This is a genomic window from Candidatus Amarolinea aalborgensis, from assembly GCF_900491745.1.
GTDB lineage: Bacteria > Chloroflexota > Anaerolineae > SSC4 > Amarolineaceae > Amarolinea > Amarolinea aalborgensis.
In genome coordinates this window covers 16,054-27,520 of sequence record NZ_UETR01000042.1, presented here as the reverse complement: position 1 = coordinate 27,520, position 11,467 = coordinate 16,054, and the positions used below count along the sequence as shown (strand labels likewise).

Here is an 11,467-nt window from a genome sequence, read left to right as displayed (position 1 = left end):
TCGAACCGCGGCGCGGCCACGGCGGCCGCGAGCAACTTGGGGTTCCTCCCGGCTTTTGGTATAATCCGAGCGAACAATAGTTCGGACAACCGCCAACCAACAGGCGCCCGGCGCCACCCAGAGATGAGCATTCAGGCATGAGCGATCGCACTATTTCAGCCTCTAAACGCCCAGAAGAGATAGCACTCGACGCGGCTCTGCGACCGCGCACCCTGACCGAGATGATTGGGCAGGACAAGCTGCGAGACAATCTGCGCATTCTCATCGAGGCCGCCAAGCATCGCAAGGAGACTCTCGATCACATCCTGCTCTACGGGCCGCCTGGCCTGGGCAAGACCACGCTGGCCGCCGTCATCGCTAACGAAATGGGCGCCAACCTCAAGGTCACGGCGGGGCCAGTCATCGAGCGCGCCGGCGATCTGGCCGCCATCCTCACCAATCTCAGCGGCGGCGATGTGCTCTTCATTGATGAGATTCATCGCCTGGGTCGCGCGGTCGAAGAAATTCTCTATCCCGCGATGGAAGACTTTGCGCTCGACATCGTCATCGGCAAAGGCCCCAGCGCGCGTTCCATCCGCCTCAAGCTGCCCCGCTTCAGTGTGATCGGCGCCACCACCCGTCTGGCCTTGATGACCTCACCCCTACGCGCGCGTTTTGGCGCCGTCTACCGCTTCGATTTCTACACGAAAGAAGCCCTTGAGAGCATCGTCACCCGCGCCGCGGCGCTGCTCAAAGTGCCGATTTCAACCGATGGCGCGAAGGAGATTGCCCTGCGTGCCCGCGGCACTCCACGCATTGCGCTGCGCCTCCTGCGCCGCGTGCGTGACTATGCGCAAGTGCGCGCGGATGGCTCCATTGACGCGGCCGTGACCGACGCGGCGCTGCGCCTGCTCGACATTGACGACCTCGGCCTCGATGATCTTGATCGCCAGGTCCTGCGTTCCATCATCGAAAAATTCGGCGGCGGCCCCGTTGGTCTGGAAACGATTGGCGCTTCCATTTCCGAGGAATCGGACACCATCATGGATGTCGTGGAACCCTACTTGCTGCAGCTCGGTTTCTTGGAGCGCACGCCGCGCGGGCGCACCGTCACCGTGCGCGCCTATCAGCACCTGGGGCTCACGCCGCCGGCGACGCTGACGACTAGCCAGGCTTCCCTCTTCGTCAACAACCTGCCAGCCGAGGCTGAGTAGGCGGCCGTGTGACAACGTCGTGAAAACCTCGGATTTCGATTACCATCTGCCCGCCGAGCGCATCGCGCAAACGCCGATTGAGCCGCGGGATGCCTCACGCCTCCTCGTCGTTCACCGCGACTCCGGCCAACTCGAACACCGCACCTTCGCCGATATCGGCGAGTATCTGCATGCGGGCGATATCCTGGTCGCGAACGACAGTCGCGTCCTGCCCGTCCGACTGCATGGGCGCAAAGAGAGCGGCGGACAGGTGGAACTGCTGTTGCTCAACCAGGTCAACGAGGTGCGTTGGGAAGCGTTGGTGCGCGGCCATCGTTTGCGCCCCGGCGTCGTGATCGAACTGGCTGCGGTCGCCGCTCCCCTCTTGCGCGCCAAGATTGTAGACGTGCTGCCCGCGGGCAGCCGCCTCATCGAGTTCGATCGCCCGCCTCTGCCAGAATTGGAACGCCTGGGTGACGTGCCCCTGCCGCCTTACATTCATACGCCGTTGGCCGATCGTGAACGGTACCAAACGGTCTATGCCCGCGTGCACGGCTCGGCGGCTGCGCCGACGGCCGGCCTTCATTTCACCCCGGCCCTGATCGAACGCCTGCAGGCGCAGGGCGTCCGCTTTGCCTTTGTCACCTTGCACATCGGGCTGGACACCTTCAGGCCACTGCAGGTGGAACAGATTGCGGACCACCAGATGCACAGCGAATGGGCCGAACTGACCGCACCAGCCGCCGACGCCATCAACGCCAGCCGTCGCGCTGGCGGCCGCTGTGTGGCGGTCGGCACCACGGCTGTACGCGTACTTGAAGCGGCCAGCCGCCAATCCAACGCCATCGGCGATTTGCGCCCATTCAGCGGCTGGACCAGCCTCTTTTTGACGCCCGGCGCAGACTTCTATGCCGTGGATGCATTGATCACGAATTTTCACCTGCCGCGATCCACCCTGCTCATGCTCGTCAGCGCCTTTGCCGGCAAGCCGTTGATTGATCGGGCCTACGCGGCTGCAGTGCGCGAGGGGTACCGGTTCTTTTCCTTTGGCGATGCGATGCTGCTTGTGTGAGGGCGAGAGACGCCCCACCTCACGCTTCGATTTTTGGTTTATGGCAAGTTATGGGGTAGAATACCGCCTGGCAGTGCCTTTGGTTGTGGCAATAAGCCGCTTCTCACTCCTGACGGTGTTTGGGCCACACGCGTGGGCCTCAACACCGTTTTCATGATTGCCAGGCAAGTGTAACGAAGGGGAAGAAAAGGAAGCCGACATGCAAGAACAAATTGACCGATTCCTTGCCAACAAGGAAAATCGCGCAAACACCGTCGCCGCTTATCATAACGATTTGAGCCAATTCTACGCCTATGTTCGAGACCGTCGCCGCGAAGGCGTCCCCTCCACCTGGCGCGATATCAGCACCGATGACTTGATTGATTATGTGCTTGACCTCAAACAGCGCGAATATGCGGTCGCCAGCGTTGCCCGCAAAATTGCGGCCGTGAAATCATTTTTCCATTATCTGATGGATGTCCAGGTGATCAGCAGCGACCCCAGCGTGCTCATTGACTCGCCCCACGTCAAAAAAGTACCGCCGCAGATCATGGATCAGGCCGTCATTGATCGCCTACTGGCCGCGCCGGCTCAGGCATCGCATCCCAAGGCGCTGCGCGATCGCGCGCTATTGGAATTGTTATATGCAACCGGCATGCGCGTCAGCGAAATCGCCGCGCTGAATGTGGCGGATGTCAATCTGAACGACAGCGCGGTGGCCTGTGAACATGACAACAGGCACCCTCGCGCCGTGCGCCTCAACGAACGGGCGGTCAGTGCACTGGCCGACTATCTGGCGAATGGGCGCCAACGCCTGGCAAGCAAAATCGAACGCGAAGAAGCGCTGTTCATCAATCATCGCGGCCAGCGCCTGACACGCCAGGGCTTGTGGCTCATTGTCAAATCCTACGCCGATCAGTTGGGCATCAAAGTGGACGTAACACCTCACATCCTGCGCCATTCATCTGCCATGCACCGCTTAGCCAGCGGTGAGGCCGACGTGCAGGAAGTGCAGCATGCGCTGGGCCATGCCAGTCGCGCCACGACCCTCATCTATGCCGACCTGGCGGCTCGCCAGGCGGCGGACAGGATGGATGAAAACCAATGAACGCGGAATTCTTTACTTCTGAGGACATCGCCCAGGCCGTTGCCTATGTGCGCAGTCAGACCCGGCATCAGCCGCAGGTAGGCCTGGTGCTGGGATCGGGTTTGAGTGGGCTGGCCGATGCCGTGACCGATGCGGATCGGATTCCTTTCAGCCGCATCCCCCATTTTCCAGTCAGCACCGTAGAAGGACACGACGGCGCGCTGGTCATCGGCCGGCTGCAAGGGCAAGATGTGCTGGTCATGCAGGGTCGCGTCCATTTTTATGAAGGTTACTCGATGCAGCAGGTGACGCTGCCGATGCGCGTGATGCAGCGGTTGGGCATTCACACGGTCATTCTTACCAACGCGGCCGGCGGCATCAATCCGGCCTTTCACGCCGGCGAACTGATGCTCATCAGCGATCATATCAACTTGATCGGCATGGCCGGGCAAAATCCGCTGCGCGGCCCCAATGACCCAACCTTCGGGCCGCGGTTCCCCAGCATGACCCGCGTGTATGACCCACAACTGCGCGACCTGGCCGTCAAAACGGCTGCGCGCCTGCAGATTCCACTGCAGCAAGGGGTGTACATGTGCCTGGCCGGACCGAGCTTCGAGACGCCGGCCGATATCCGCTTCCTGCGCGTGATCGGCGCGGACGCCGTGGGGATGTCCACTGTGCCCGAAGCCGTGGTCGCACGGCATGGCGGCCTGCGTGTGTTGGGCATCTCCACCATTAGCAATGTCGCGATTGACAACATCGAGAGTGAGGCCGAAACGACACACCAAGAAGTGCTGGAAACTGGCAAGCTCGTGGTGCCGCGGTTGACGGCCCTCTTACAGGAGATTCTCTCAGCCCTGCCCGCGCCGGGTGAGCCGGTGGGAACCTGAGTAAGCGGCAATGGCTATCGTTGTCAAACTGATCAGCGACTATGCACCCTGGGTGTACGCCGCGTGCGGAATCATCGCGCTTTGGTATTTTCGCGTAGCCTTGCAAGCGCGCCAGGAAAGACGCCAGGCCGCTTTCAGCCTGGAACGCGAAGCGGCGTTGAACAAGACCTACAACGCGCTCAACGTCGCCTTCTTCCTGCTCCTGGTCATGGGCGCTGTCTATTTCATCAGCAACAATGTGGCCGCGGCTGTGCAGCCGTTGGTAGAAAACGTGGTGTCGCCCACGCCGACGGCGTTGAGCCTGCCAACGATTACGCCGACGCCGGAGCCAGCCACGGCCACACCCACGCCGTCGCCCGTTCCGACCACGAAACCGACGCCCCAGCCAACGCCGACTGCGCCTCTCGCCCCCACCGCGCCGCCGATTGTCGCGCCGCGCTGCCTAGATGCCCGCGCGCGCCTGCTGCGCCCAGGCGTCAACGAAGAGGTCAGCGGCAGTGTGCAGATTGTGGGCAGCGCCAACGCCGATCGTTTTGACTACTACAAATTGGAATTCAAGCCCAGCGGCGCCGCCGGCGACCCGACCTTCATTTTTTCCTCTCAGCAGCCTGTTGCGAACGGCGTTCTTGGCGCCTGGAATGTGTCCGGTTTGCGTGCAGGCGCGTACACCCTTTACCTGCGCACCGTTGATCTCACCGGCAACTTCGGTGAATGTAGTGTGCAGGTCCAAGTCGGTCGCCCCTGAGATGGTCGCGTCCAAGTCGGTCGCCCCTGAGATGGTCGCGTCCAAGTCGGTCGCCCATGCGCTGAACACGTACATCCGGGAGTGACAATGTAACGCAAGCCGCCGGCTTGCCTCCGTGGGGGCAATGGCGCCGCAATTCAGCGGATTGCGTTACAGGGCTATTTTTCACGTCAGTCAGTCCTCACACGAAGCCACCAAGGAGTCAAGAGCTTTTTTGTGTCTTTGTGTCTTGGTGTGAGCCATCGGGTTATTTTCAGGTCAGTCGCGCGTGAAGCGACATCTGTAACCAGCTTGTCGGCTCGCTCGTTGCAACAGGGAGCAGAGATGCAATCGTAAGCAGGAGCGAGTCCACCGGCATGGCCTACTTTGAGGTGGCAATGTTGAGCCAGGCACAGTCAACCCCGGCCGATCTGCGCGCCCTGGAAGAACTATTCGAGCGGTTATACGCCCAGTACAACCGCCCGCTGTTTAGCTACGTGCTGCGGCTGGTGGGCCAATGGGAGCAAGCCGAAGACCTGACGCAAGAAACCTTCGTCAAAGCCTACCGCGCGCTCGCGCGCTTACCGGCCGATTCCAACTACCGCGCCTGGCTGTATCGTATCGCCACGAACACCTGCTATGACGCCCTGCGTCGCAAACGCCTGATCCAGTGGCTGCCTTTCTTCGAAGATGATGCTGGGCCGCCCACTGACAGCCCTGAGCATGCCGCTGCGGACGTTCTGGCTGTACGCGCGGCGTTGGCCCAGCTCCCGCCTGATCAACGCACGTGCCTGGTGCTCTACATCTATGACAATTTTTCGACAGAGGAAATCGCCGAGGTCATGGGCTGTTCGCGGGGGGCCGTCAAGACCCGACTATTCCGGGCGCGTGAACGCTTCCGCCAGGTTTATGTGGGCGCCGAGGAGAAGAAGCCATGACCAACGCTGAACATCGCGAGATTCGGCTGCTCGTGGCGCACTACCGTGAATTGGACAGCGCACAGCGTACCCGCGTGGATGCGCACATGCTCACCTGCCCTGAGTGCCGCCTGGCTCTGACCGCGTATCAAGCACAAGATTCCCTGCTGCTGCGCACGCTGCCGTCGCGCGCGCCATCGCCGCGTCTGGCAGCCAGCCTGCGCCAGGAGTTGGCGCGGCGCCGCCAGGTCAGCCCCAGGCGCCGCCGTCTGAGCAGTGAACTGGCCTTTGTGGCTGGCGTTGCGCTGATGGTGGTAGCCTTCATCGGCGTGATTCGCCTGCAGCAGCGGATGGCTGTGACGGCCGGGACCGTGACGCCTGTCAGCACCCAGCAGACAGCCGCGACCGGCACACCGCCGGCCCCGATTGCAGACACGCCTGCCGCGCCGATTTCTGCCACCCCCGTGATTGTGCTCACACCTGGCGCGCCAGACGCCCCCACCTGGCCGTGGTTGGTCTACAGCCTGGATGGCAATCAAGGCAGCGCTCTCTACACCGCGCGCACCGATGGTCAACCGCCGCGGCTGCTCAAACAGTGGGCCAAAACGTTAGCCGGCGCGCCCGCGCTCAGCCCAGATGGGCATTGGCTGGCTTTTGGTCAAGATGGCCTCTGGCTGCTGCCGCTCAACGGTGATGCAGCCTTGAATCTGCTGTCCATGGACGCGGTGAGCGGGCAGATTACCAGTATCGCCTGGGCGCCCGACAGCCTGGCCCTGGCCGTGGTTGTCCAACGCCCCAATCGCACCTACCAGGTAACGATGGTGCGCTTGCAGGCTGGCCTCCCCACGAACAGCTTTGGTTATGACCAGGGCTACCCACGCTTGCTTGGCTGGGGCGCGGCCAGCGATTCAGTCTACGTCCTCCTCAGCGCTAACGCGCAAGAGGACAGCAGCGGCCAGATTCAGAAGCTCACGCCGGGCCAGCCGATTACGACGCAGCCCTATCTGTACGAAGGTGGACCTGGTTGGCGGCTGCATGCGCCTCAGCTTGGCCCTCGCGGCCGTTCGGCCTATTACCTGGCCGATAGTCCGCAAGGCGCCTCCATCCTGGTGCGTCAGGACCTGACCAGCGGGCGCCAATCCGTGGCTCTGTCGGCCACCCTGCCCATCCAGAGTTACGTGTTGGCCCCCGACGAGGATTATGTCATCTACACCCTGGCCGCTGCTAAGCGCGCGGCCCAGGTGACCGATGTCCGCTTGCTGTCATTTGCCACGGGTAAGCCATCTACCCTTACCCCGCTGCCCGGCGCTGGCAGCCAGCCGTTGACATGGTCGCCTGCCATCCCTAATGCCCTGGATGCCTGGGTGTTGTGGGATCCTGGGGCCAGCGCCGGCGCTGATCGGCAGATGGTCTTTCTGCGGCCGTCTGACCAGGTCAGCGCCACAATCAGCCTGTCCACTGCGCTTGGCAGCACGGCCTCCTCGCCGCTGCACGTGGCCGGCTGGCGCACCGCTCCCCCACCCGGCGCCCTCCTCACCGACGAAACTGATTTCGACGCGGTGCTCGCCAGCCTCAGCCGCGCCATCGCACAGGGGGATGGCCCCGGGCTGGCGCACTGGCTGACCGGCGAGGGATGGGTCTCCTGCACGTATGGGCAGCCGTGCGATTACGGACCGCATACCACGGCCGAAGCCCTGGCTACCCTGCTCAAGGCGCTGAGCGGGACGCAGGCACGCGTGGACGCGCAGCATCTGCCCGTCAACCCGCCGGATTGGCAGCCGCCAGGTGAAACAACCGTCGTGGTGCGACGACAGTCTGGAGCCGGGGCCGCAGACAGTCTGCACCTTTACCTGCACCGTCGCGCGGATGAGACGTGGCGCGTCGTCGGCGTGCTGTTGAACATCCCTTACTACGACGCGCCGGCGTTGGCCGATGTACGAGCGGCCCCCGCGGCCTTTGCCGGGCGCGAGGTTGTCATGACCGGCGTCTACCTGACGAGCGCGCCGGGCGACCTGCCCGCGGACGCGCCGCGGCTGGGGCAGTGGGTGCTGCGCGACGACAGCGGCGCTTCGGTCTGGGTGCGCAACGCCAGCGCCGACCTGACGCAAGACCTGCAGGCCGGCAGCGACGTACAGGTCTTTGGTCGGCTCAAGGTGGAACAGGGCTGGCCGTTCCTCGAAGTGCGCTCGGTGCAGGCGCTGCCTACGACAGGTTCCTAGACGCATCAGCTAGTCCACTGCCAGGAATCAACCGCCAAGACGCGAAGGACGCCAAGTGCACATGGGGCTTGGCTTCTTGGCGTCCCGACGGTTTGCCATTTCACGGCCAAAAACCAACCGCCAAGACGCGAAGGACGCCAAGATCACATGAAAATGTGCAATCTTGGCGTCTTGACGGTTCATGGCCGGAACTGCCGATCAGCCGCGCAGCGGATGCACCGACAAATACTGGTTTAGAATCTGCGCAGCGTCTCCCAGGAGTTCGTACGATTCCCAACCACCTGACGTCGCCAGGGCATAGATCGCCGCGCCTTTGACGTATTCATCCAGGCGCAGCTCCTCATCGTACCAGGCCAACTGCTCGATGTAGTTGCCAGCGCCGTCGAAACCCATGCCCAGCTCGAGGCCCCAGTAGGTCACGAAGTCGCGCCAGCCGCGACCATTCGGGCCAGGCCGATTCTGCACCAGGCCATCCACGCCGCATTCGGTGATGAGCAGCGGAACAGCCAGACCGGCCGGTTCCAGGTAATTCCGATAGACCTTGCGATAGCGCAGCGTCAGCCAACCCTCATCCGCGCGATCAGCCGTTGGTTGGCGCTGATTCTTGCCCGTGCCAAACCAAATGTCGGGCGCGGAGTATTCGTGCAACCCCAGGTAGCCGTTGTGGGTCTTCACAGCTTCCAGCGCCGGGCGAAAATCGGGCCACAGTTCGAGTGGGGGCTGCCCCGTGCCAAAATTGCCAACGACGGAACGAATGCCCTGCGCGGCCAGCAGCCGGGTGCGCTCCGCCTCGAAATCGGCCAGGCGCTTCATCTGCTCGGGGTTATTGGGCACCGGCTCGTTGTAAGATTCCCAGGCTGTGTACGCGGCGCGGCGGCGCTCATCGGCAGCCAGGGGCAGCAGGCGTTCCACGAACTGTTGGGCGGCGGCGGCTGGATCCATGGTGTCCAGATCTGCCTGCCCCAGGAATGTCGGCCGGCCGATGATCAAGGTGTTGGGCGACAGCTTCTTCAGATCGCTGACGAAATTGACATCGTGCTCCAGGGTCTTGATGATCGCCACATTGCCGGTCTCCATCAGCCGAAAGACCTCCGGCTCATTGCGCGTGACAAAGAGACCTAGCTTGGATGGCGGGCCTGGTGGAAACGGCGTGGGAGGCGGCGTCGGCGTCGCCGTCGGCGGTTCGGGGGGCGCGGTGGCCGTGGGCGCGGGTGTACCCGTGGCCGTGGGCGACGCTGGCGGCGTCGGCGTGGCAGTCCTGGGTGATGCGGTTCCTGGGCGGGGTGTCTTGGTTGGGGTAGCCGTAGGGGGCGGCGCGCCGCGCGGACGGCACGATTCGAGCAGCGCCAATCCGGCCAGGGCCGCGCTTCCGATCAGGAAGCGGCGGCGGCTCAAGAGATGGCGGTCGTCATCGCTCATCTTCGGCTTAGTTTTCCCTTCTGACAGCCCATAGGGCGATGGCTGTCCGCGCCATCATAACATCGAGCGCGGGCGTCGCCAAATCATGCAGTCATGGGTGACGCGGGCCGGCTGGCCGATCTCAACTGTTCTCGGCAGACTCGCCCGTTTCTGCCTGCTCGCCAAGCGGCAGCGCGCCTGCTGCCGGCGCGGCCGCGGGCGTCGCGGGCGCCGCGTCGTCGGGCCACGGCGGCCGCTGCATCAGCCAGGTGTACGCGCGCACCAGGCCGTCATGCTCCAAGGTGCCGAGCTGCCCCCTGAAGTGCATCAATTCGTTGCGCGCCTGGCGCACCAACTGTGCGAGAGGCATAAAGACGCTGCGCGGCCCCAACACCGGCTCGAAGCGCGGCCAGTTGGCGTCATGGACCATGAGCAGAATACGGTCGCCCAACGTCAGCCGGAACGGATTGCGCGCGGGCAAATGGGGCTTGTTCGGCCCAGGGCCAAAGACCGCCATCGCCGCGGCATTGAGAGATTCCTCATCGGGAAAAGCCCGGCTGGTATAGTCTCGCAGCGCGATCTCCATACGTTCAATCAGGATGATGCCTTCAAAGAGCGCGCGAAAAAAATGGGTCATGTCCTTGCCGGTCATGATGCCCACCGGCTGACCAGGCGTTTTTGCCGCAGATGGCTCCTCGGAGCGCCTGACGACCACGGCCGCGCCCGTGCCAGGAGCAGTCAGCAGATCAACCGCGGTGAACAGGTCATCCCCTTCCGTCAGCACGGCCGCCGGCTCCAAGGCGTGATGGATGGGTAGATCAAGCAGCGGCGCCGCGCCCCCGGTGAAAAAGTACAGGCTGAGGAGCGACTGCTGCGAGATCATTCCTATCAGTTCGCCGGCAGAATCCACCACCGGCAGCTGCCCAAAACGATTCTCGGTCATCAAATGCAAGGCAGCGCCGATGGTCGCTCCCGCCTCGATACAGAGCGGCCGCCTGTGCTGGGCTAGAATTTCGCTCAAGGGATGCAGTTTGACATCGGGCAGCAGCGGGGGCTGCGCCTTTTTGGCCGATTCAGACGGTAAGAGGCGCCGATTTGTCAGCCACAAGACGGCGCGGCGCAGCGTCTCCATCTCCAGCGGATCAGGCCGGCCTTGAAAATGCGACAGTTCGTCGCGCACGGTGCGCACACGAGTCAGCAGCGGCTCGAAGATAGTCTTGGGCCCGAGCATCGGCTCGAACACGGGCCAATTGTCCTCGTCGCGGATCAGGTTCAGGAGGTCAGAGAAATTCAGATAGCTTTGGCCGCGAGCGGGGATACTCTTGTTCTGCCGGCTGGGACCAAACGCAGCCAGCAGCGCGCGGGTGCGCGCCGCCTCGTCAGGATAGGCCGCGTCCACGCACTGGCGCAGCGTCACCTCGATCTGCTCCACCATCATCGTGCCTTCGAACAACGAGCGAAAGAAGTAGGTCATGTCCTTGCCGGTAAGGATCCCCACCGGTTTGTCGTCGGCCGTGGCGATGACGGCATAGACCCCACGTGCGCGCAGGAGGTCAGCCGCCTTGAGCAGATCGTCCTGCACCGTCAGTGTGGTGGCTGGGTCCTGACAATGAACCACGGGAAGGCGCATGAGGTCCACACGGCCCTCGGTGTGAAAGTACATGCCGAGGATGCTCTGCTGCGAGATGATGCCCTGCACGCGGCCGTCGGCTGTCACCACGGGCAGTTGGCCCACGCGGTTACTGAACATCAACTTCAGCGCATCGCCGACTGTAGCCGTAGCCGGCGCGGTGATTAATGCCCGGCGGCCCTCGAAAACCTGCTCCAATGTGTAGGATGCCATCGAACCCTCCTGGAATGAGCCTGGCCTGAATCAGCAGCGAAGTATGTTGGCGGCGTGTCTTGCTGCAAGACTGCCTCATCAGAGTGTATCATTGGATGCCGCACGAAAACTGTTAGGCCAATCCTCTTTGCAAATGTCACAGCATCATGCCCGTCTTTACGACTCG

9 protein-coding genes are annotated in these 11,467 nt (G+C 63.0%); 7 read left to right on the top strand and 2 right to left on the bottom strand.

Annotated elements, in window-relative coordinates:
- Positions 1-137 precede the first annotated feature (137 nt).
- The 7 genes from ruvB (at position 138) to ACPQ6D_RS21555 (ending at position 8,060) form a co-directional block, all read left to right on the top strand.
- On the top strand, positions 138-1,193 hold the full coding sequence (gene ruvB, locus ACPQ6D_RS21585; protein ID WP_423226420.1) for a Holliday junction branch migration DNA helicase RuvB: 1,056 nt from the start codon (positions 138-140) through the stop codon (positions 1,191-1,193).
- Between the two features lie 19 nt (positions 1,194-1,212).
- On the top strand, positions 1,213-2,244 hold the full coding sequence (gene queA, locus ACPQ6D_RS21580; RefSeq protein ID WP_423226419.1) for a tRNA preQ1(34) S-adenosylmethionine ribosyltransferase-isomerase QueA: 1,032 nt from the start codon (positions 1,213-1,215) through the stop codon (positions 2,242-2,244).
- Positions 2,245-2,443: 199 nt separating this feature from the next.
- Entirely contained in the window at positions 2,444-3,331 is an 888-nt protein-coding gene (locus ACPQ6D_RS21575; protein ID WP_423226418.1) for a tyrosine-type recombinase/integrase, read from the top strand.
- Entirely contained in the window at positions 3,328-4,200 is an 873-nt protein-coding gene (locus ACPQ6D_RS21570) for a purine-nucleoside phosphorylase (protein WP_423226417.1), read from the top strand. Before ACPQ6D_RS21575 ends, ACPQ6D_RS21570 begins: the two co-directional genes overlap by 4 nt.
- A 10-nt stretch (positions 4,201-4,210) precedes the next feature.
- Positions 4,211-4,945, top strand: a complete 735-nt coding sequence (locus ACPQ6D_RS21565) for a hypothetical protein (RefSeq protein WP_423226416.1) — start codon at positions 4,211-4,213, stop codon at positions 4,943-4,945.
- A 356-nt stretch (positions 4,946-5,301) separates the two neighbouring features.
- The gene (locus ACPQ6D_RS21560) at positions 5,302-5,862 is read left to right on the top strand and encodes an RNA polymerase sigma factor (protein WP_423226415.1); all 561 of its coding nucleotides are present in this window, start codon (positions 5,302-5,304) and stop codon (positions 5,860-5,862) included.
- Positions 5,859-8,060, top strand: a complete 2,202-nt coding sequence (locus tag ACPQ6D_RS21555) for a hypothetical protein (RefSeq protein ID WP_423226414.1) — start codon at positions 5,859-5,861, stop codon at positions 8,058-8,060. The genes ACPQ6D_RS21560 and ACPQ6D_RS21555 overlap by 4 nt, the downstream gene beginning before the upstream one ends.
- A 198-nt stretch (positions 8,061-8,258) precedes the next feature.
- On the opposite strand, the gene ACPQ6D_RS21550 is transcribed toward ACPQ6D_RS21555, so the two are convergent.
- Together ACPQ6D_RS21550 and ACPQ6D_RS21545 are read right to left on the bottom strand one after the other, a co-directional pair.
- On the bottom strand, positions 8,259-9,479 hold the full coding sequence (locus ACPQ6D_RS21550; RefSeq protein WP_423226413.1) for a hypothetical protein: 1,221 nt from the start codon (positions 9,477-9,479) through the stop codon (positions 8,259-8,261).
- Between the two features lie 121 nt (positions 9,480-9,600).
- The gene (locus ACPQ6D_RS21545; protein ID WP_423226412.1) at positions 9,601-11,301 is read right to left on the bottom strand and encodes a CBS domain-containing protein; all 1,701 of its coding nucleotides are present in this window, start codon (positions 11,299-11,301) and stop codon (positions 9,601-9,603) included.
- Between the last annotated feature and the right edge of the window lie 166 nt (positions 11,302-11,467).